The following is a 22,590-nucleotide window of genomic DNA, read 5'->3' on the forward strand; positions in this document are numbered from 1 at the left end:
AACGGGTGTTGACTATAACTGACTGAAATATAAAGGTTAAGCTTGTTGGCACGCTATTTGGAATAGAAATACTGATAGTGAGTTTAATACTCGACAATTTGTTCAAACCCTACCTTTGATTATCAACGGCGGTAATCGTTAAGGAAGCACAGGCGCTAAGGCTCATGAGAGTCTTAGCGCTTTTTTATTGGAGAAAACTTATGAAATGGACGTCAATCTTAAAACGTAGCTTAGTGGCTACCACACTCACATGCAGCGTTTATATACCCAACGCGTTGGCCGAGCTAGGGGAGCCTGAACTAGAAGATCTTAAATTCGGTTTCATCAAGTTAACCGACATGGCTCCGCTGGCTGTCGCTTACGAAAAAGGCTTCTTTGAGGATGAAGGGCTATACGTCACTTTAGAAGCACAAGCCAACTGGAAGGTGTTGTTAGACCGAGTGATTGATGGCGAACTGGATGGTGCGCATATGTTGTCCGGGCAACCACTCGGCGCCACGATTGGCATTGGGACGAAAGCAGAAGTGATTACTGCGTTCAGTATGGATTTGAACGGTAATGCGATCACCGTTTCCAATAAAACTTGGCAGCAAATGAAGCCAAATATTCCTGTTCAAGCGGACGGAAAGTTGGTGCATCCAATAAAAGCGGACGCCTTGAAGCCAGTTGTAGAAAGTTACCTCGACGAAGGCAAGCCGTTCAACATGGGGATGGTGTTCCCGGTTTCTACTCACAACTACGAACTTAGGTATTGGCTAGCCGCTGGTGGTATCCACCCTGGCTTCTATGCACCAGATTCTGGAGATAACAGTGGCCAGGTCAATGCAGATGTTTTGCTGAGTGTTACACCACCACCTCAAATGCCAGCGACGATGGAAGCCGGAACAATTGAAGGCTACTGCGTTGGTGAACCTTGGAACCAGCAAGCGGTGTTTAAAGGTATAGGTGCGCCAGTGGTAACCGATTACGAAATCTGGAAGAACAATCCGGAAAAAGTCTTCGGTGTTTCTAAAGCATGGGCAGAGAAATACCCGAATACCCATATTCGAGTGGTCAAAGCGCTGATTCGCGCGGCGCACTGGCTCGATGAAAACAACAACGCCAACCGAGTGGAGGCGGTGAAACTCTTAGCCAAAAGCGAATACGTAGGCGCGGATTTTGACGTGATTGCTAATTCAATGACTGGGACGTTCGAGTATGAAAAAGGGGATGTTCGCGAGGTTCCTGACTTCAATGTGTTTTTCCGTCATAACGCCACTTATCCTTACTACAGTGACGCGATCTGGTACCTGACTCAAATGCGTCGCTGGGGACAAATTTCACAAGAAAAACCGGACAGCTGGTATATGGACGTCGCGAAACAAGTGTACCGTCCTGATATTTATCAACAAGCAGCACAAGCGTTGGTCAAAGACGGCGTACTTAACTCCAAAGATTTTCCCGACTTTTCGACTGAAGATGGCTTCAGAGCACCGCAAACGCACTTCATCGACAACATTGTGTATGACGGCCGCAGCCCGAACGCCTATCTAGAGAAGTTTTCTATCGGCCTTAAAGGCAAAGACAAAGTATAAGCCACGATATTGGGGGCCCTTATGGCCCCCACACAATAACGACAAAAATGGATAGGAGTTGTTATGTCGAGCAATGTAATCTCATTGATCCCGAGTAAAAAAATGGTAGCGAACAAGAGTCGGATCATCTTGCTACCGCTCATTGGTATTATCTTGTTTTTGGTGCTCTGGCACTTGAGTGCACGTCAAGTTCAAACCTCGTTGGGCACACTGCCGGGGCCTTCACAGACTTATCAGCAATTTAGCAATTTGGTGATTGAGCACCTTGAGGAACGAGATAAAGAAGTTGCCTTTATCGAGCGCCAAGAGAAAAGAAACGCCGCTAAATTAGCCAAAAACCCGGATGCTCAGGTCAAAATTCGCCCTTACACGGGCAAGCCGACTTTCTTTGATCAAATCGTGACTAGCCTCATCACGGTCGCGAGCGGCTTCTTACTCGCGACTGCAGTAGCCATTCCGCTCGGGATTGTGCTCGGTCTAAATCAAGGCGTATATCAAGCGTTTAATCCGGTGATACAACTGCTAAAACCGGTTTCTCCGCTGGCTTGGCTGCCCATCGTTACCATGGTCGTGAGTGCGACCTACGTCAGTGATGACCCAATGTTTGCTAAATCCTTCGTTAATTCTTTGCTTACTGTCGCGCTATGTAGTCTATGGCCGACACTGATCAATACGGCGGTTGGTGTGACGAGTGTTGATAAAGATCTAATCAACGTCAGTAAAGTTCTGCAACTTTCTTGGTGGCAGCATATTCGGGTCATTGTCTTGCCTTCTGCCATTCCAATGATTTTTACCGGACTTCGCCTGTCACTTGGTATTGCTTGGATGGTGTTAATTGCGGCGGAAATGCTCGCTCAAAACCCTGGGTTAGGTAAGTTCGTTTGGGACGAGTTTCAAAACGGAAGCTCAGCGTCACTTGGCAGAATAATGGTCGCTGTTATTACGATAGGTTTCATCGGCTTACTGCTTGATAGAGGCATGCTGCAACTACAAAAGTTACTTTCTTGGAACAAACAACAGGCATTGCGTTAAAGGAGTTACCTATGTCTAAACCGCTATTAGATTTAACCCAACTTGGTATGAGATTCCCAACACCAAGTGGCGAGTTTATCGCACTAAAAAACGTCGACTTGCAGATCCAAAAAGGAGAGTTTGTTTCTTTGATAGGCCATTCAGGGTGTGGGAAATCAACCGTCCTTAATTTGGTTGCGGGTCTCCACCTACCAACCGATGGGGGTGTCATTGTTGATGGTCGTGAAGTCAGTGGGCCAGGCCCAGAAAGGGCTGTCGTTTTTCAAAATCATTCACTGCTTCCTTGGCTCACGGTATATCAAAACGTCGAATTAGCCGTGAAGCAAGTCGCGCCAGCTCGTGCAAAAGGCGACGTGAAAGCATGGGTTAAACAGCAGGTGGAGTATTATTTGGATCTCATTCAAATGTCTCATGCTTCTGATAAAAAGCCAGACGAAATTTCAGGTGGTATGAAACAGCGAGTCGGAATTGCCCGAGCGCTCGCATTGCAGCCTAAGGTTCTGTTGATGGATGAACCCTTTGGCGCGTTAGACGCCTTGACCCGTGCGCACTTGCAAGATTCATTGATGAAGATTCAAGCCGATCTAAACAACACAGTGATCATGATTACTCATGACGTCGATGAAGCGGTGTTGCTGTCAGACAAAATCGTCATGATGACTAACGGCCCGGCAGCCACTATTGGAGAGGTACTTTCAATCGACTTACCAAGGCCAAGAAATCGTGTCGCTCTTGCCGATGATGTCACTTATCAAAAGTATCGCCAGTCCGTGTTGCGTTTCTTGTACGAAAAACAAACCAAAAACCCACTCACAGCACAGAGTCAGGAAGACAGAACTGCTGCTGTGCCGGCTAAGTCAGCGTAAGGAGATCGTCTATGGAACATGTTGTGATTGTGGGTAACGGTATGGTGGGGCACCACTTAGTCGCTCAGTTAGTCGAGAAGGGGGCACATCTGGAGAAACGAATAACGGTAATAGGTGAAGAAAGATTTATTGCCTACGACCGGGTGCAATTGTCGTCGCTCTTTTCTGGTAATAGCCATGAAGGATTAATGCTGAGTAGTGAGGAATGGTACTCGAGACACAGTATCGAACTTATATTAGGCAGTCAGGTGACAGGAATTGAGCGCGATAAAAAGCGTTTACTTCTCGATGGAGATAGCGTGTTAGGGTATGACCAACTGGTGCTAGCAACAGGATCCTATCCATTTGTGCCTCCAATTGAGGGCAATCAGCGTTCGAATATTTTTGTTTACCGGACACTTGATGATCTGTCTGAGATTAAGACTGCCTGTGAAGGCGCTAAAAGTGGCGCTGTCATTGGTGGTGGGCTGCTAGGGTTGGAAGCTGCCAATGCGTTAAAACTGCTGGGGGTCGAAACCCATGTTGTTGAGTTTGCGCCGCGTTTAATGCCCGTTCAACTCGATGAGGCGGCGGGGGGCTTACTAAAAGATAAGATTGAGCAGCTCGGTTTAACGGTCCATACCAGCACGGCGACAGAAAAAATTTGTGATGGTGAAAGTGCGCGTCATCGCATGGTATTTAAAGATGCAGATCCGTTAGAGGTCGATGTCATTGTCTTCTCTGCGGGTATTCGCCCACAAGATACGTTGGCTAGAGAGTCGGGCATTGCAATTGGAGAACGCGGTGGGATCGTCATTGATAACCAATGCAAAACCAGCGACGAAAACATATACGCGATTGGTGAATGTGCTTTGTGGCAAGAGCAAATTTTTGGGCTCGTTGCCCCTGGTTACACGATGGCACGAGTGGTCGCTGACAGTTTGACTGGTCAAAAACAGAGCCTCTTTGAAGGCGCTGACATGAGCACTAAGCTTAAACTTCTTGGAGTAGATGTGGCGTCGATTGGAGACGCACATAAGACGACTCAGGGAGCGCAAGAAATGATGCTTCACGACAGTGTGGCTGGGGTCTACAAGAAGCTTGTGGTAGATGAATCAGGTACACAGTTGTTGGGGGCCATTTTAGTCGGTGATAACAGTGATTATGATGCGCTACTTCAATGTTATCTGAATAAAACGCCGTTACCCGACCACGCTGCGAACTTACTGTTTGACACGAAAATGCTCCAAGGTGACATGGCAGACACAGCGGTTATCTGTTCTTGTCACAACGTAACGAAAGGCGATTTGGTATCTGCAATTCACGCCGGAGCGCAAGATCTTGATAGCCTCAAAGCGACGACCAAAGCGGGAACAGGCTGTGGTGGTTGCAGCAACATGGTTAAATCTGTGTTGGACACAGAGTTGAGTGCGATGGGGGTTGAGGTCAATCACCATATTTGTGAGCATTTCGAATTGTCCCGCCAAGAGCTGTTCCACATTTGCCAGGTAGAGCAGATCAAAGACTTTGATTCCTTGTTGAAAAAACACGGTAAAGGCCACGGTTGCGATTTATGCAAACCGACCGCAGCTTCTGTGTTCGCCTCGCTATGGAATGAGCACATTATGGAACCTCAACATAGTGCTTTGCAGGATTCCAACGATGCTTTCATGGCTAACTTACAAAAAGACGGCTCCTACTCTGTTGTACCGCGAGTGGCTGGTGGGGAAATTACACCAGATAAGCTGATCGTACTAGGACAGGTCGCTAAGAAGTATGACCTTTACACCAAGATCACCGGTGGACAGCGGGTGGATTTATTTGGTGCTCAGGTTGAGCAATTGCCGGAGATTTGGCAATCGCTTATCGATGCAGGTTTTGAAACCGGGCATGCCTACGGCAAATCACTGCGTACCGTGAAATCTTGTGTTGGCTCAACGTGGTGTCGATATGGAGTTGATGACTCTGTTGGTCTCGCTATCGAGCTGGAGAACCGCTACAAAGGCTTACGTGCGCCCCACAAAATAAAGTTCGCTGTTTCCGGATGTACCCGAGAGTGTGCAGAAGCACAGAGTAAGGATATTGGCGTAATAGCAACAGAGAATGGCTGGAACCTTTATGTGTGTGGTAACGGTGGAATGAGGCCAAGGCATGCCGATTTGTTTGCTTCCGATCTGTCTAAACACGAATTAATTGCTCTGATTGATCGTGTGTTGATGTTTTATGTCCGCACGGCTGACAAGTTACAAAGAACCTCCGTTTGGATGGAAAACTTAGACGGTGGGCTCGACTACTTGCAGCACGTAGTCATTGAAGATTCACTTGGAATTGTGGATGCGCTGGAGGCGCAGATGCAACATGTGGTTGATACCTACCAATGTGAATGGAAGAGCACACTGGAAGCGACTGAAAAATTGGAAAAGTTCACGCCATTTATTAACAGTGATGCGCAAAGTCAGACTCTGCCGTACCAACGAGTCCGTGGGCAAAGAATTCCAATCAAGGAGGACGTATAAATGTCAGAATTAGTGAAGACCAAAGTGTGCGAATTGGCTGATTTACGCCCTTATCAAGGCAGAAGTGCGATGTTAGATGGTGACCAAGTTGCGCTGTTCAACATCCCCAATACGGGGGTATTTGCCGTCCAAAACTGGGACCCGATAGGTAAGGCGTTTGTACTAAGTCGCGGGATCGTTGGTGATGTAAAAGGCACGTTATGCGTTGCGTCCCCCCTTTATAAACAACACTTCAGCTTAGAAACAGGCCAGTGTATAGAAGACCCATCAATCCGTTTGAAAGTTTGGCAAGTGGAAGTAAGCGAAGGGCAAGTACTCTTGAGTTGAGCTTAGGGGCACGACAGCAAGTGCGGTGCCCCTAGCGATTTTTACAGACAAAAAAATTCTGGACTCACAATAAAACACTGTTCATAATGATTTCGCGAATAGGAGAATTGTTATGAATAAACTTTGGTCTGTCTTGCTACTCACCGCATTTCTAGCGGGATGTATGTGGTACCCAAGTGATGACGAATATTACAAGCCTGTGGTTCAACAACAGCGACAGCATTCAGTAAATTCGTCAATCAAAACGGTTATTGAAGACAAGTACCAAGGTCTACAACAGAATATTCATGGCTACAGCATCAGCGTTTATCCAACAACGAATGAAGACAACGCAATCTCGCTGTTAGTGTTATTAGAATCAAAAGATAAAAGTGACGTTATCGATCATGCTGAAATCGTCACAGAAGCCGGCGCTCTGATGGCGGGCCCGAACTATCTCACTATGTCGACCAAATCCGTTGGTGAGGATGGTGTAACCCGAATCCTTTACGAAGCAAAGTACCCGCCACTTAGAACCTCTCCGCAGCATTTAATGGTATTTTTGACGGACCATAACGGTGGTCGAATCGAATTTGCGTTTGAACAAACCAGTTAAAACGCCCTTTACTAAACCTCGATTTACGGGAAATTCCTCATAGAGTGTGAGTTTCCCTTTAGCTTTTCCCCCAGATACCACTTAGAATACGTCTTTCGTAAAGGACATTACGGAAACGTATGAGAAACACCGACGATTACATCATCTTTTATCACCTAGTCGAACAGGGCTCTTTCAGTGCTGCGGCTAAACAGATGGAGCTGACTAAATCCGTTGTCAGCAAGCGCATTGCTAAACTTGAGAAAGAGATAGGAGTTCAACTTTTATATCGCACAACCCGTACTCTCAAGCTTACCGAAGCAGGGCAGTCATTTTTCGAGCACGCTCGTCGTGTTTTTCAAGCGGTCGCTACCGCGGAAGAGTCTATTGTTGGCTTAGGTAAAAGTCTCTCGGGAAACATCAAAATCACGGTACCAACCATCTCCGGTGAATTAATTCTTCCCACCGTCATTTCTGAATTCAACTTGCAATACCCAGACATTAATATCGACATGGAGCTGGACAATCGGTTCGCTGATATTATCAATGAAGGCTTTGATTTGGCGATTCGCACTGGTGTGTTGCCTGACTCTAGCTTGATTGCGCGCAAGCTGGTGGATGCCAACTGGGTTGTGTGTGCCTCTCCGATGTATTTAGCCAAACATGGCAAACCAGCCAGCCCTAAAGCCTTAGTTGATCACAACTGTCTTGCGTACGCGTATCAAGAAACAGGGGCTCGTGAATGGGCGTTCAAGTCAGAGAGCGGCATCTATCAAGTACAAGTGGATGGTAACCTGTGCACCAACAACTCATCGGCCTTACGCAATGTTGCGTTGCTTGGACAAGGGCTCATTTATGTGCCACGAGTATTAGTCTATGAAGATTTACAGCAGGGGAAATTGATTCAGCTTTTCAAAGATGAAACGGCAAAGTGTTTAGGTATCTACACAGTTTATCCGTATACACGCCAACAACCTGAAAAAGTAAAACTTTTTATCGATCATCTTTATACCTGCTTCCAAAGCCGAAGCCACCAGTTTTAGCTTTTCCCCCTTTTACTGCCACCAGCGTTTATAAGCCACTATTTTTATCAAAAAACGTGGGTGACCTTATTGGCAGTGTCAGTGTATTAGTAACACAACATTAACCTATTGACGAAAAATGTTGCATCTAGGTTGAAAGGGTATGGAAGGCTGTATCGTCCTTCATGGCTTATGTATTAGTTGGTACATAGGCCTTTTATGCAATAAGAGCCCACAAGCTTGTTACGCAAGTTAACAATTGTCTAGCGATTGTTTCTTTCTGGAAACGATATGTTTCTTTGTTGAAAATTCTTAATGTGTAACTTTATCTGTCTGAAATTTAAAGATTAAATTTTTCTATGAACTTTAAGGGCTTGCTTCAGTTTAAATCGGCGATGGACGGCTCAAATCGGACTACCTATATTGGACGGGCATAATAACTAGAGATATGGATATGAAACGAGAGCAGCTGATTGACGCATTCAACGCCATTGTTGGGCAAGAAAATGTCATTACCGACCAAGTAAAGAACAAATACTATCGAAGCGGGTTCCGCTCAGGAGGCGGTAGTGCATTGGCCGTGGTTTTTCCTAATTCGCTCGTTGAGCAGTGGAAAGTCATTCAGCAATGTGTTGAAGCTAACTGCATTATTATTATGCAAGCGGCAAAAACGGGCCTTACTGAAGGATCTGCTCCTAGCGGTGATGACTATGACCGTGATGTCGTAGTGATTAATATCACTAAGATGAAGCAAATCTATCTAATCGACGGTGGTAAACAGGCGATATGCCTACCTGGAGCCAGTTTACACTCGCTTGAAAAAGAGTTACGCGCAGTTAATCGAGCACCTCATTCTGTCATTGGATCATCTTCATTAGGTGCTACCGTAGTTGGTGGCATCGCCAACAACTCAGGTGGTGCACTGGTAAAACGCGGACCAGCCTATACAGAACTGGCGATCTTTGCTCAAGTCAACAAAGATGGAGAGCTTAACCTCGTTAACCACTTAGGAATTGATGGGCTAGGCGACACGCCAGAGGAGATCCTGCAAAATATTCAAGACGGCAGTTTTGAGCCAGCTAACGTAATCCATGACGAGCGCATGGCATCAGACAAAGAGTACGATGAACGAGTACGTGATGTAACCTCAGACATCCCATCAAGATTCAACGCTGATGAACGGCGTCTTTTTGAAGCTAGTGGTTGTGCGGGTAAATTAGGCATATTTGCGGTACGTGTCGACAGCTATCCAATTCCTGAAAAGGAGCAAGTCTTCTATCTAGGGACCAAAGATCCCAACAAGCTGACCAAGCTGCGCAAAGATTTTCTAACCCAGTTTAAAAACTTACCTGAGATGGGTGAGTACCTTCACCGTGACATATTCAATATGGCTGAGACTTACGGTAAAGATGTGTTCTTATCGATTGATAAACTGGGTACCGATAACTTGCCTAAGATGTTCTCATTAAAAGCCAAAGTGGAGAACTTCTTAGAGCGCGTGCCTTTGGTCAGTAAGTATCTTCCGGACACCATTTTGTACTACGCAAGTAAGCTGTTTCCTCAGCATTTGCCTAAGCGAATGCTTGAATTCCGAGACGAGTACGAACATCACTTAATTCTTAAAATGAGTGATGGTGGAATTGCAGAAGCTCAAAAATATCTGAAAGAAGTATGGGCGGCAGAACCTGACAGTGATTTTTTTGAATGTACCCCAGAAGAGGGGAAAAAAGCCTACTTACACCGATTTGCGGCAGCAGGAGCAGCGATTCGCTATGAAACTATCCATCGCAATGAAGTGGAAGACATTGTCGCGTTAGACATTGCGCTGCGCCGAAATGACGATGAATGGTTGGAAACATTACCTGAAGAAGTGAGCGAAAACTTGGTGACATCGCTCTATTATGGTCATTTCATGTGTTACGTGTTCCATCAAGATTATATTTTCAAGAAAGGCACTGACACCAAGCGGATGAAAAAGCTCATGCTTGAGCACCTTAATAGTCGCGGCGCTAAATATCCAGCAGAGCATAACGTTGGGCATTTGTACGAAGCGGAAAACTCGTTACAAAAGTTCTACCATCAGTTAGACCCGACCAATACCTTCAATCCGGGTATCGGGAAAATGGACAGGTACAAGCGAAACTGTAACTGTTGCGCATAGTTTAAAGATCTCATAAGGCTTCCATCACGGGAGCCTTATTATTTTGATTTGGCATGAAGGCTAACAGCATAAGAACGTATCGAAAACCGAGCAAACTGGTGCTTAATTCAGCTTAAAGATGGCTTTTTAATCATATGATTCAAAAAGATAGAATTAACGGTTGACCAATATTATCAATCCGTTAAAGTACGCGTCGTTCTCACGGCGCAAGTCGTAAGAGAGATGGTGTTGCCATCGCATTGTATGCGTTGCCCTGGTGGTGGAATTGGTAGACACAAGGGATTTAAAATCCCTCGGCGTTCGCGCTGTGCCGGTTCAAGTCCGGCCCGGGGCACCATCATCATAGCAGAACAATTTAAAGGCGCCTTGGCAGAGTGGCTATGCAGCGGATTGCAAATCCGTGGACCTCGGTTCGATTCCGGGAGGCGCCTCCATTATGAATTCAAATGAAGAATGAAAGGCATTAGACTTTGATATTTCATCTCCAACCAGCTCTGTGCTGGTTTTTTTGTATCTATTGCCTGTAAAACAACAGGATTTCTCTAGCTAGAACCGCGAATTACTGGATTGCAATACTGGGTGGTTGAAGAAGATCGTTATCATAAACACAGATCCCGTCACGGCCGTTTGATTTAACATGTAACAAGGCTCTATCTGCGTTACGAAGTAACTGCTCGAAATCTTGCTTGTTGTCTGCATTTACTAGGCCGGTACTGACGGTTACCGACAGGTTTTGCGCAACTGAGCTGTAGTCATGCGCTTTTACCTCCAACCGCAAAGCTTCACATAAGTCGTAAACATCTTCGGCAGTCCAGTTAATAAAACCGATCACGAATTCTTCGCCACCCCAACGGGCGACAAAACAGTTGTCTGGAGTGATTTTGTTGATGTTCTCTACCACCGTTTGAAGAACTTTATCGCCAATCAAGTGGGTGTAAGTATCATTAATGGACTTAAAGTGGTCAATATCGACCAGCGCTAATGAAAATGCTTTTGCGTCACCAGAGGTGTATACGACATTCTCAATCCACTCATCAAACGCGCGTCGGTTTTTTAATCCAGTAAGCTGATCTTCTCGCGCTTGCACCTCAAATGCTGCCGCTTGCTTCTGCAATGCGAGCGTCTTTTGCATGACTTCGCTCTTGAGCCGAATTTCTGAGCGTTGCAATAATCGCAATCTCCACCAGAACGAAAGGGCAATTGATGCGACGAGCATAAGTGAGAACAAGAGTTGAATACTTTTTCTTTGCCACCAGTGAGGCAGAATGACAAATGACACGCTCGCTTGGTTCACATCACTCTCATGGTGCTGATAATACGCTTTAACCACGAATGTATAGTGCCCCGGCGATAAATTGGTGTAATCGGCAGTGGTTTGAGACCCTCGGGTTACCCATTGGTTTTCTAACCCCTCTAATTTGGTCTGATAGCGGATATGTTGCGAAGAAAGATAACCAAGCCCGACATAGTCAAATGAAATTCTCTGGCTTCCAGCGGCGAGCTCAAACGGCTGCGAATTGCCAAGTTCTAGAACACTTTGATCGACTTTGACTTGTTCAATTGCGGTTGGGAAAGTTGTGATGACACTGTCTGAATAATACTGAGGATTTGTTGATGCCACGCCTTTTGCTGTAGGAAACCAAAGTGTTCCGGAACTGTCCACTGTTGCGGCTGGGCTTGAGCCTCCGTTAACTTGAGCGGTTCTCATACCATCACGTTCATTGTAGTGTTCAAAACGAACCTGACTTTCCATACCGTCAGCGATAGCATGCGCTTGATCGATAGCAATTCGCCAAATCCCTCGGTTTGACGTTAACCAGAAATACCCGGTTTGGTCAGAGACGACTTGAAACAGTTTATCAATGGGTAACCCATGACGGCGGCCAACGAAACTCAGCGAATTGTCCGCGAAGCGGTAACGTATTAGCCCCCGGTCTGTCGTCAACCACATATAATCATCTTGCCCATAGAAGCCGAACACATACTGGGCTTGATCCATGGCATCAATGTCAATACGGGTAACCTTGTCATTTTCAATCGTGGCGACACCAACACCCGAACCTACCCATATCCGGCCAAACTTGTCTTGTGCCAACGCCATAATGTAGTTGTCTGGTAGCCCATCTGTTGTCGTAAATAGTTGGTGTTCGCCATTGGCAGTGTATTTGACCAAACCAGCACTGGTCCCAACCCAAAGTTGTCCTTGGGCATCCTCTAAAATCGCACGAATCTCGTTGGTAGGGAGGTAGGGCAAAGACTTCGCGCTTAACGAATTGTCTCGGTACTGAAACATACCTTGGCTATAGGTCCCAACCCAAACTCCGCCCTCCTTGTTAGGAGCTAGGCTTAGAATTGAAAGAGGTTTTGAGTTTTCATCAGTGTTTTTAAAGTTTTTGATCTCGGTACCCGCGATAACACTTAAGCCGCGACTGGTACCTGCCAGAATTTCGCCAGATTCAAGAGCAAGAACCGTTCGAGCATAATCACCGGCTAACCCGCGCTGCTTGTCCCAAATAGTAAAAGGTGCTTTATGAAGGCGTGTCAATCCGCCGTTGGTTCCGATCCAAATGCTGCGCTCTCTATCTTGGTACAATGAAAGCACTCGGTTATGCGATAAACCTGCGCGCTCATCAAAGACAGTCAGCTGTTCGCCAGATAACCGATAAACGCCTTTATTTATCGTGCCAAACCAATAATTACCTTGGTCGTCGATTAAAACTCGCGTCACAAAAAGATCGTCAAGGGCGGAGTGAATCGACGTGGCTTTGCCTTCAGCGTACATCCACGCTCCGTCCTTACCGCCAAAGATAATCTTACCTTGCTGGTCTGTAACGGCGTCATAAATCGGGTTTTCACCTAGGCTAGTGGTGGTACTGATGTTCGTTGTTGTATCTTTTGTGACAACAAATAAGCCTTTACTGGTCGCTGCCAACACTTTACCGTCATGGCTCATCGAAAGTTTGTAAACGCTTAAAGAAGGAAGAATAAGGCGGTCTGAGGTTGCGTTTGGGGCGCGATAGTACAGCCCTTCGCTTTGGAGACCGATCCAAATGCTGCCATCTGGTTGACGAAGCACTGCGTTAACAAGGTTCTTAATCGGCTTAAGAGCTTGCCAATTGTGTTGGGTTCGATAGGCGAGGCCACCGCGGACTCCCCCTGCTAACAATCCACCTTGCGGATCGGAATACAAAGTACGAATGCCTGAGTCAATCAAGCCAGAGTTGGGGCCACGTGTATAGTGCTTAAAATCATGGCCATTAAACCTGGCAATCCCCTCCCATGTCGCGAACCAAAGATAACCATCTGTAGTTTGCGTGATCGCATTGATGCTGTTGTGGGGAAGGCCGTCGCGACTAGTCCAAGTTTCGTAGAGATACTCTTTAAGCCCGGAGGCATAAGATGGGAAAGTAGACCCAAGGCATAAAATGATGAGGAGTAGGCCAGTTTGCACTTTGGCGATCCAATTTTGTACTCCCATCTTTGTTCCTTGAATCTTTTTTATTTGAACGAGCAAGGATAGATGATTTTATAATATTGCTCAATGCGTAGGATCTCTGTTATAAGCATTGCATATGCTAAGTTTGATATATCAGGCTCTTTTGTCTTTTGTTGAGCAAAGACAATGTGTTACAAACTGTTAATGGATGAGAAGGGAAAGCAAAATGCAACTGGTGATGATCATAGCCATTATTTTCGGTGCCGTTTTTGGTGGTCGCATGCTCAAGATGGTGTTAAACCATCGTAAGGAAATTAAGCAGCTCGAAATATCACAGCAAAGCCAACTGGATCATAAGCAAAAAGAGCTGCTGATTGAACAAGTCAAACATTTGAGCGAGCGAGTTGAAGTATTGGAACGAATTGTTACCGACCAGAAGTATCAGCTAGACAAAGAGATCGCGTCACTATAATTCTGGCCACTGAGATACATGCGCAGTTTGCCGCGCTGTTCACATAATATTGATTTTATAAATGCCACTTGGGTTACTAATTGATACGCAGCGGTTGGTTTAACCGCTGTGATATACACACAGCCTATACCTAGTTAAGGATAGGCTATTTTTTTTGATAGATTCTCAACGATAGACTGTATTCAAAGTATTGAATAGCGGAAGTTTATTATGAGAATCAAAGCGTCCATTGCGTCAGTTGCCCTTGGCCTATCAATGGTGGGTTGTACCAGTTCGGTCGAAACACCCACAACTTATACCTTTGAAGGTAAAACAAGCTACAAGCTCAATGCAGCAGATGTGTTTCGTGTAAGTCGCACACTAAAGCAGCGACAGATCGTAAAGCTGTTAAAACCGATCTATGGCGAATACTTCTACTCGGAAACAGAATTTCGCGCTGCGTTACAAAAGCAACTTGCCGCTTCATTCTCTGACGAGACCTACAAGGCGTTGATGGAAAAGTCGTTAGTGCAAGCAAAACCACTGACTTTGAGTCTGCTTAGTGACTCTGTCGTGGTTATTCGCTTTGGGGATGAATCAGCGCCTGAGCGGCAACAACTCCTGGATTTTTCAAGCCTAAATAAACCTATTGTTACGCAACATTCGGCAAACCAACTCTCTACCAGTAAGTTGACAATGAATGTTGATCAAAACACGCTTTGTGTCTCCTTGAACGACATCGAAGGTGAGCAAATCAATGTGATATGTCCTACTGATTCGACAGGATTCGCGCTCTCTACAACTCATGCATACAGCTACAGTGGCTTGGGCCAAGAGTTTCAACAGGCTGGTAATATGGATGGCCGTTGGAATGGGCGTACTCGCCACGCGGGCAATAAAATGGAGGGTTTTAATGGAGGAGCGACAGGCAACACTCTGATCCCATTACTTTATGCCGCCAACGCAAAGCAAACGGATTTCGCACTATATCTAAACAACCTTTACAGCTCCGAGTGGACTTTTGACAATAATGACTTAGCGGTAAAAGCCTCAAAGGGGGCAAGTGAAATCATAGTGATGACCGCAGACCAGCAGAGTACGCTTCGAAAGCAGTTTATGCGTTTCGCCGGAACACCTTTAGTTCCACCGCGTAAAATGTTCGGTATGTGGTTGTCAGAATATGGGTTTGATAATTGGCAAGAAATGGACGACAAATTAAAGACCCTAGATCAAGCCGACTTTCCAATTGATGGTGTTGTCATGGACTTACAATGGTTTGGTAATGTTAAGGGTAACGATCCGCTCAGTCAGATGGGGACATTAACGTGGGATAGAGAAAATTTCCCGCAACCAGAACGGAAAATCGCTCAGTTGAATGAACAGGGCATTGGCATGGTGTTGATCGAAGAGAGCTATGTTAGCCAGGGATTAGACGAGTTTAAACAACTCGAAAGCAAGGGGTATTTAGCCAAAGATCCAGACACCGGGCTTGGTGCCAATGTTAACCCACATGGTGGTGGCAACTGGTGGGGTAAAGGAGGCATGATTGACTGGTCGAATCCGGAGGTAAACCAGTATTGGCATAACTGGAAACGACAACCTTTGGTGGACATGGGTGTTATCGGGCATTGGACTGATTTAGGCGAGCCTGAGATGTACAATCACCAAGCCGTCTATTTCAATGATCAAGCGCATGATGAGATTCATAACCTGTTTAACTACTACTGGCTCCAAGGTATTTATCAAGGGTACCAAGCGAATCAAGTAGCAGCTCGCCCGTTTATGATGTCACGTTCTGGTACAACAGGAATCCAGAAGTTTGGTGGCTCTATGTGGTCGGCGGATATCGGCTCTAACCTAACTAGCCTAGCGGTGCATATTGGGCAACAAACCAACATGATGTTGTCAGGTATCGATTACTATGGCTCAGATATTGGTGGATTTCATCGTAAAGGATTGGGAGTTATCGGGGCAGAGAAAGAGCCAGTACTTAACGAAACCTACACTCAATGGTTTGCTTACAGCAGTTTATTCGATGTTCCCGTTCGTCCTCACACGGAAAATTTGTGTAATTGTAAAGAGACAGCCCCAGATAGAGTCGGTGATCAAGCGAGTAACCGTGAAAACTTAGCATTGCGTTACGAATTAATCCCTTATCTTTACTCGCTCGCTCATCTTGCTCATCAAAACGGCGAGCCTGTCTATCCGTCGCTGAGTTACGTGTACTCGGAAGATTCAGCGGCTGCAGATCGCGTTAACCAAAAGATGATTGGTCAGCAATTAATGAGTCCAGTAAACGCCAAACTGGGGGCGAAATCGGTTGAAGCTTATCTCCCTGAAGGTGTCTGGTTCGATTATCGCTCTGGGAAACAGCTTGAGCGTAATGCGAACTCTATGCTTGAAATGCCACTTTATGGTGAAGACGGACACTACCAACTGCCGTTGTTTGCCGTTAACGGCGCAATCATTCCAGTGGCGCAAGAAACTGCACAAGGTTGGACAAGCCGTGTTCCTGATGACATTAGTGTGAAAATCTTTGGTCTTACAGATAACCAGTTCTCTCTTTTCGAAGATGACGGTAAAACGGACGCCTACACCCGAGGTGAGTTGGCTAAAACGGTATTGAGCGTTGAAACGTCAACCAATAGTGCGTTGCTGTCCATCAAACGCAACGGACAGTACCAAGGCATGAAGGTCGAGCGGGCACTGAATATAGAATGGCTGTTACCAGAGAATGTTGAGATACAACAAGTGAATTCAGATACAAAACATCAGTTAGTTTGGAAGCAAGAAGGCCATGTGCTACACATTGAACTGTCTGAGCTAATGCGAGATAAGACCACCATAGAATTGTTGTACTAGTGATCAAAGAAATACGAAACCCGGTTGAACCGGGTTTCTTATTCTCAAGCGGAGCAGGGGCTAGAACCCTGTTTCATTTCGTATTGACGCATTGGCATTAGGTCGATCGTTTGTTTTATTGACTCCCAGTTGGTTTTCTTTCCCCAACGCAACTTTTCTGTCCCATCTTTGCCTACGAGTACGGCGGTATGCTCACCAGGAGTCACTCCGTACACATGGAACATACCACTAAGGTTAAACTCGTCTCTTACCCAGTTAGGTACGGTAAAGCCATCTTCAGTGATTACAAGGGTGACAACGTCACGATCTTTGAGTTCACATTCAATCATTAGTGACTCCAATAAAAACTGTTTAACGTACTCATCCTGAGTTGGAGCAAAATAAATCACGCTGCGATGCGACCACTTTTCTGAGTGAGCAGGGTAAGCTAGGGCCAGCGAACAATTCATCGCCACCAACAGAAAAACCATCAAAGTACGCATGTAAGCCTCCTGGTACCAGTTTCCGGCACTCGATTATCACTAACTTCTATACGCTTATTGTAGGTGGTAAGCTCAATGTTATGACGAATAAAGTATCAACGACTATGAAAACACTCACTACAGAGCGACTCTTGCTAAGAATGGCAAACTCGGCAGATGCGGCTTTTATCTTAGAGCTATACAACAGCGATGATTTTATCCAATTTGTGGGTGATAAAAAGCTCTTCACTATTGAAGACGCAGAGCGTTACATTCAAACCAGTATGCTTGATATGCACGAGCAAAAAGGCGTGTGCTTGTTAGTGGTAGAATCTAAATCTCAGGGTAAGCAACTCGGCGTGTGTGGTTTAATAAAGCGTGATGAGCTCGAAGCGTATGATTTGGGGTATGGTTTTTTACCGGGAGAGTATCGACAAGGCTACGGATTTGAGTCCGCGCAAGCCGTCATCTCTTATGCAAAAGAGCGTGAAGACATTAAAGGTTTGGTCGCAATAACCACGTCGGATAATATTTCTAGCCAGAAGCTACTAACTAAACTCGGTTTTACTTATATCAAAGTTCAGAAGCCAATCAGCGATACAATTGATTTATTACTTTATCAATTATCATTGGTTGAACATGAAACATATACACAGTGACATTCTAAGTGGTGGTTTGTTAACTGAGCACAAAACCGTCGCAGCTATGTTAGCCATCTATTGCCGTGATAAACATGGTACTAGAGGAAGCTTGTGCCAAGCATGCCGCGAGCTGTTGGCTTATGCTGAGGTGCGGCTTGACCGTTGTCCGTACGGGCAGACTAAACCAACATGCAATAAATGCCCGATTCACTGCTACAAACCGGAACCCAAAGCCTTGATGCGTGATGTGATGCGTTACGCTGGGCCGAGAATGTTGCTGCCACATCCCATTTTGTCTATGAGACATCTGATCCTTGAGAGAAAAACCGTTCCAGAGAAACCACCGAAGAACGCTTCTAACCGAACGATAAGAAACAGCAACAAAGAGAGCTGAAGTGTGCGTATTTCTTCAGCTCCAATCCATCGCTATTCGCCAGCGATCGCTTGATGTTTGGTTTTTATACTTGCAATCAACATGTAGATACATGTTGCGAGTAAAGTGGCAAATAAGTAGCCCATTAAACCTTGGCGGCCTGACATGAATCCATCTGCAACAACTGGGCCGACGACAGACCCGACACTGTAACTGAACAGCATGACTTGGGTCGCTGACACAATGTAACTCGCATCCAGTTTGTCACAGCCTAAATTGATTGCGACGGGATAGAGAGCGAATGTCGCCATGCCGAGTAGAAATAAACCTACGCCAAGGATACGAATTCCGTCAACACTTGCTGTCAATGTAATGGACGCAACACCGAGCATACAAAAGACCGCCATAAGAAAAGTGCGACCCAAAAACTTAGACATCCAAGGGACAATAGGCTGAACTGCCATACCTCCGAGAATGATCAACGCCATTAAGCTGCCCAAATTATCGTGGGAAATGCCACGTTCCGTGAGCTCCACTGGCATCAATCCATAAATCGCTCCCAAGGTTAATCCGGACACAATACAACCTATGATGGCGGCGTGATTAAGCTTTGCAATTTGTTTAAACGACATAGGCGAACTGTGAGCGCTTTCTGGCTGATCCGAGTCACCAAATAATAAAACGACGATTGCTATCAGCAATAGGGTAAAGATGGCGATAAATGGTACACCGCCAGACACACCTAATATACCGATCCCTAGTTGACCTAAAGACGAGCCGCCATACAGTGAACCCATGTATAAACCGAGTCGTTTAGCCCGAGCGGATTCGTCGCCATGTAGCAACCAAGATTCTACGATTACAAAGACGCCTGCCACCGCAATGCCTGCAACAAAGCGCGCTACCAACCATACGCTGGCTTGAGTAAAAGCAGGCAATGCTGCGATGGTCACGATGAAGGCAACCAGGCAATAAACAAACGCATTTCTATGTCCAACTTTCGTTACCACGGGTTCAATGATTACGGCTCCGACCAGAAGGCCACCATAGAAAACACTGGCTAACCAGCTTGCTAGCGATGATTCCAACCCGTAATGTGGCAGCATTAAAGGGATCAAGCTCATTAAGTAGCCTGACGCGACAGCGTATAATGCCAGCGCAATCACTGGTACAGAAATACGTGCTCTAGGGGTAGGAATTAAGGTGTTTTCCAACGTCTTTGCCTCTTTAGTCTATGTGGAAATACAAACGAATTTGGCGCGACTATGGAGGTAAAGCTAATTGAGGTACAAACGAAAAATATTATTCTTAACGATTAATAATATTTGTCGTTATTAAAGAAGGGAATGTGAATAAAAAAGCCGAAATTCATCGCTTTTCGGCTTGGTTTATGTAATGTTTTTTACTTCATCAATGCTTGATTAAGCCATTGGTCGAATTGACCTTTTGGTAATGCACCATTGATGACATCGACTCTTTTACCGTCTTTAAAGACCATGATGGTCGGAATGCTTCTAATTTGATACTTAGCCGCGATATTTTGCTGAGCCTCTGTATCGACTTTTACAAATCGTACATTTCCTGCGCGCTCATTTGCGACGTCACTAAATACTGGCGCAAAGCCGACACACGGATTACACCACGGAGCCCAAAAATCGATAACAACGGGCTGAGAACTTGATAACAAGGTGTCGAGGTTTTGCTCAGTACCTTCAATTGGCGAGCCATCTAATAGAGGCGCTTTACACTTACCACATTTTGGGCTTTCCGAGACGCGTTCATTAGGTACCCGGTTTAAGCCTGAGCACGATGGACATCGAGTGTTGAATGTAGACATGACTTTACTCTTTCTAATTGTAATTGCTGTGATGGGGATTGTTTCAAGAAGGTGACACCACCCATAAAGGCTAGTTATACTCTGAAAAGGTCGAGTGACTCAAATAAGAATTTAAAAAGGCTCAGAATGACAACTTTTTTTGCAGAAATTACAGGCTGGGGTAAGTGCCTACCGCCAGCGAAGCTCTCCAACGATGATTTAAGTACTTTTATCGATACTTCCGATGAGTGGATTCGAACTCGAACTGGTATCGAAAACCGTCGCATCAGTCACGTTAACACGTCTGATATGGCAACCGTAGCCGCTAAGCATGCCCTTGCTTGTGCGGGTATCACTGCCGATGACGTCGATCTTCTTATCGTCGCAACCTGTTCTCCAGATTCATTGATTCCAAATATTGCTTCAAAGATCTCTCAAAACTTGGGAATGAAAGCGGCGACGGCTTTTGACCTGAACGCCGCTTGTACTGGCTTTGTGTATGGCCTAGAAACCGCGACTCGTTTAATTCAAGCGGGTAACTACAAAAACGCAATTGTGATTGGTGCCGAGCGTTTGTCTTTCTTTATCGATTGGACAAAGCGAGATACGGCCGTGTTGTTTGGTGATGGTGCAGGTGCAGTGGTTTTGACACGTACCGAGCAACAAGTTGGACTTCAACATGCACAACTGGGCTGTGATTCAGCAGGGCGTGATATTCTCGCGGTACCTAAATTTGGTACTTCTATGGATCGTTTTGCGGCAGACAACGGTTACTGGGACTTTAACTTTGTTGGTAAAGAGATATTCAAGCGAGCAGTCAAAGGTATGGGTGCGGCTGCACAAAGCGTCCTCCAACGTAGCCAGCTGTCGACAGAGAATATCGATGTGGTTATTCCCCACCAAGCGAACATTCGTATCATTCAGACCTTATGTGATTTATCAGGTATTAGCCAAGATAAAGCATTCGTGAATATCCAAAACTACGGCAACACCTCTGCTGCGACTGTGCCGATTGCTCTATGTGAATCCTTAGAACAAGGCGTCGTTAAACCAGGTGATAATCTGTTACTGGCTGCGTTTGGCGCAGGGTTAACTTGGGGTGCTGGTCATATCAAGTGGGGCGAACGCGTAACGCCACTTGGTGAAAGTGACGCAGCGCTTCCTGATTGTGACCAAAGCGCTCTCGAACTACTTGAAGAGGCGATTGAGTTTTGTAAGAGCAAAGCGCAATAACTGCCATTGTCGTTAGAAAGCGAAACCGCGGATTGTCCGCGGTTTTTTTGTACTGAATCCCTGAAAAATCTACAGACAATTGTCGATTAGTCAGTATTATAGGGCGCGAAATCAGAGCGATAAAAGGGCTTACATGAAGTTTGTACACACCTCAGATTGGCATCTCGGACGCCAGTTCCACAATGTATCTTTGCTAGATGATCAACAAGCGGTTCTCGAAGGGTTATTTGACTATCTTAAAGGTAATCCTGTTGATGCGCTTGTCATAGCAGGGGATGTGTATGACCGCTCTGTACCGCCGACCGCCGCAATTGAAGTGATGAACGACTTTGTTAATCGAGTCTGTGGTGGGCTTGGTTTACCTATTATCCTTATCCCGGGTAATCATGATGGCGCTCAGCGATTAAGCTTTGGAGCAGAACGCATGAAAGAGGCGGGATTACATATCATCGCGAATTTCGACGATATGCTGACCCCCGTTGTTATAGATTCTGATATCGGCCCAGTTGCTTTCTATGGGATGCCTTATAACGACCCTGAGTTGGTGCGTCACCACTTTCAACAGTCTGTCAGCACGCATGATCAAGCGCATCAATTGTTAAGCGAGAAAATACAAGACACGTTCAAAGCGGAGCAGAAACGTGTCCTAATTAGCCACTGCTTTGTTGATGGCGCGATTGAATCTGATTCAGAGCGTCCATTGTCTATTGGTGGCTCTGACAGGGTCAGTCACGAACACTTTACTCATTTTGACTATGTTGCGCTTGGACACCTGCATCAGCCGCAAAAGAAAGGCGAAGAGTTTATCCGCTACTCGGGATCGCTGATGAAATACAGCTTTTCAGAGCAACACCAGAAAAAAGGCGTAACCTTGGTTGAACTTGATCACGACGGTTTCTCGAGTGCTACACACATCGACCTTGTCGCACCCCATCAAATGCGCATTTTAGAAGGTGAAATGCACCAAATCTTGAAAAATGGCAAGCAAGACCCGAATAACCAAGACTACCTGTTGATTCGATTGCTTGATAGGCACGCAATACTCAACCCAATGGATAAACTAAGAGCCGTTTATCCTAATGTCCTGCACTTGGAGAAACCCGGCATGCTGGTGGGAGTAGAGCAACAAATGGCTCAGGCAAAGTTAGCTCGAAACGAACTGGACATGTTCAAGGACTTTTTCTCAGAAGCTCAGGATAGTGAGCTCAGTGAAACTCAACAAGATGCATTGGCAAGCATTATCAAGCAACTCAACAAGCAATAGGC

General features: G+C 45.7%; 18 protein-coding genes and 2 tRNA genes. 16 read left to right on the forward strand and 4 right to left on the reverse strand.

The window, feature by feature from the left end; genetic code table 11:
• The first annotated feature begins 200 nt into the window (after positions 1-200).
• The 10 genes from RH45_RS07990 to RH45_RS08035 all read left to right on the forward strand — a co-directional run bounded on the left by RH45_RS07990 (position 201) and on the right by RH45_RS08035 (position 10,485).
• Complete coding sequence (locus tag RH45_RS07990) at positions 201-1,574, forward strand: CmpA/NrtA family ABC transporter substrate-binding protein (protein ID WP_008075900.1); 1,374 nt, start codon at positions 201-203, stop codon at positions 1,572-1,574.
• Between the two features lie 63 nt (positions 1,575-1,637).
• Positions 1,638-2,606: an ABC transporter permease gene (locus RH45_RS07995; protein WP_008075902.1), complete on the forward strand. Its 969-nt coding sequence runs from the start codon at positions 1,638-1,640 to the stop codon at positions 2,604-2,606.
• Positions 2,607-2,617: 11 nt separating this feature from the next.
• On the forward strand, positions 2,618-3,472 hold the full coding sequence (locus RH45_RS08000; RefSeq protein ID WP_008075904.1) for an ABC transporter ATP-binding protein: 855 nt from the start codon (positions 2,618-2,620) through the stop codon (positions 3,470-3,472).
• Between the two features lie 11 nt (positions 3,473-3,483).
• Positions 3,484-5,967: a nitrite reductase large subunit NirB gene (gene nirB / locus RH45_RS08005; RefSeq protein ID WP_008075906.1), complete on the forward strand. Its 2,484-nt coding sequence runs from the start codon at positions 3,484-3,486 to the stop codon at positions 5,965-5,967.
• Entirely contained in the window at positions 5,968-6,294 is a 327-nt protein-coding gene (gene nirD / locus RH45_RS08010) for a nitrite reductase small subunit NirD (protein ID WP_008075907.1), read from the forward strand.
• Between the two features lie 112 nt (positions 6,295-6,406).
• Entirely contained in the window at positions 6,407-6,889 is a 483-nt protein-coding gene (locus tag RH45_RS08015; RefSeq protein ID WP_008075909.1) for a hypothetical protein, read from the forward strand.
• Between the two features lie 119 nt (positions 6,890-7,008).
• On the forward strand, positions 7,009-7,911 hold the full coding sequence (locus RH45_RS08020; protein WP_008075910.1) for a LysR family transcriptional regulator: 903 nt from the start codon (positions 7,009-7,011) through the stop codon (positions 7,909-7,911).
• A gap of 433 nt (positions 7,912-8,344) precedes the next feature.
• Positions 8,345-10,051: a D-lactate dehydrogenase gene (gene dld, locus RH45_RS08025; protein WP_039958373.1), complete on the forward strand. Its 1,707-nt coding sequence runs from the start codon at positions 8,345-8,347 to the stop codon at positions 10,049-10,051.
• Positions 10,052-10,301: 250 nt separating this feature from the next.
• A tRNA-Leu gene (locus RH45_RS08030) sits at positions 10,302-10,388 on the forward strand.
• A 23-nt stretch (positions 10,389-10,411) separates the two neighbouring features.
• Positions 10,412-10,485, forward strand: a tRNA-Cys gene (locus tag RH45_RS08035).
• Positions 10,486-10,610: 125 nt separating this feature from the next.
• Here RH45_RS08035 and RH45_RS08040 read toward each other — a convergent pair.
• Positions 10,611-13,529, reverse strand: a complete 2,919-nt coding sequence (locus tag RH45_RS08040; RefSeq protein ID WP_008075912.1) for a ligand-binding sensor domain-containing diguanylate cyclase — start codon at positions 13,527-13,529, stop codon at positions 10,611-10,613.
• Positions 13,530-13,713: 184 nt separating this feature from the next.
• On the opposite strand from RH45_RS08040, the gene RH45_RS08045 reads away from it, so the two are divergent.
• Together RH45_RS08045 and RH45_RS08050 are read left to right on the forward strand one after the other, a co-directional pair.
• The gene (locus RH45_RS08045) at positions 13,714-13,959 is read left to right on the forward strand and encodes a hypothetical protein (RefSeq protein WP_008075913.1); all 246 of its coding nucleotides are present in this window, start codon (positions 13,714-13,716) and stop codon (positions 13,957-13,959) included.
• Positions 13,960-14,169: 210 nt separating this feature from the next.
• Positions 14,170-16,800, forward strand: a complete 2,631-nt coding sequence (locus RH45_RS08050) for a glycoside hydrolase family 31 protein (RefSeq protein WP_008075915.1) — start codon at positions 14,170-14,172, stop codon at positions 16,798-16,800.
• 44 nt (positions 16,801-16,844) lie between these two features.
• On the opposite strand, the gene RH45_RS08055 is transcribed toward RH45_RS08050, so the two are convergent.
• Positions 16,845-17,282 (reverse strand): DUF4174 domain-containing protein, encoded by a 438-nt coding sequence (locus RH45_RS08055; RefSeq protein WP_008075917.1) that lies wholly within the window; start codon positions 17,280-17,282, stop codon positions 16,845-16,847.
• A 104-nt stretch (positions 17,283-17,386) separates the two neighbouring features.
• On the opposite strand from RH45_RS08055, the gene RH45_RS08060 reads away from it, so the two are divergent.
• Positions 17,387-17,920, forward strand: a complete 534-nt coding sequence (locus RH45_RS08060) for a GNAT family N-acetyltransferase (protein ID WP_008075918.1) — start codon at positions 17,387-17,389, stop codon at positions 17,918-17,920.
• Positions 17,901-18,296, forward strand: coding sequence for a nitrous oxide-stimulated promoter family protein (locus RH45_RS22915; RefSeq protein WP_008075919.1), 396 nt, complete (start codon positions 17,901-17,903; stop codon positions 18,294-18,296). Before RH45_RS08060 ends, RH45_RS22915 begins: the two co-directional genes overlap by 20 nt.
• 32 nt (positions 18,297-18,328) lie before the next feature.
• On the opposite strand, the gene RH45_RS08065 is transcribed toward RH45_RS22915, so the two are convergent.
• The gene (locus RH45_RS08065) at positions 18,329-19,489 is read right to left on the reverse strand and encodes an MFS transporter (RefSeq protein WP_008075920.1); all 1,161 of its coding nucleotides are present in this window, start codon (positions 19,487-19,489) and stop codon (positions 18,329-18,331) included.
• 188 nt (positions 19,490-19,677) lie between these two features.
• On the reverse strand, positions 19,678-20,112 hold the full coding sequence (gene trxC, locus RH45_RS08070; RefSeq protein ID WP_008075921.1) for a thioredoxin TrxC: 435 nt from the start codon (positions 20,110-20,112) through the stop codon (positions 19,678-19,680).
• A 126-nt stretch (positions 20,113-20,238) separates the two neighbouring features.
• On the opposite strand from trxC, the gene RH45_RS08075 reads away from it, so the two are divergent.
• Together RH45_RS08075 and RH45_RS08080 are read left to right on the forward strand one after the other, a co-directional pair.
• Positions 20,239-21,324, forward strand: coding sequence for a ketoacyl-ACP synthase III (locus RH45_RS08075; RefSeq protein WP_008075922.1), 1,086 nt, complete (start codon positions 20,239-20,241; stop codon positions 21,322-21,324).
• 133 nt (positions 21,325-21,457) lie between these two features.
• Positions 21,458-22,588, forward strand: a complete 1,131-nt coding sequence (locus tag RH45_RS08080; protein WP_008075924.1) for an exonuclease SbcCD subunit D — start codon at positions 21,458-21,460, stop codon at positions 22,586-22,588.
• Positions 22,589-22,590: the final 2 nt, after the last annotated feature.

The sequence above is a fragment of the Vibrio sinaloensis DSM 21326 genome, assembly GCF_000189275.1.
GTDB lineage: Bacteria > Pseudomonadota > Gammaproteobacteria > Enterobacterales > Vibrionaceae > Vibrio > Vibrio sinaloensis.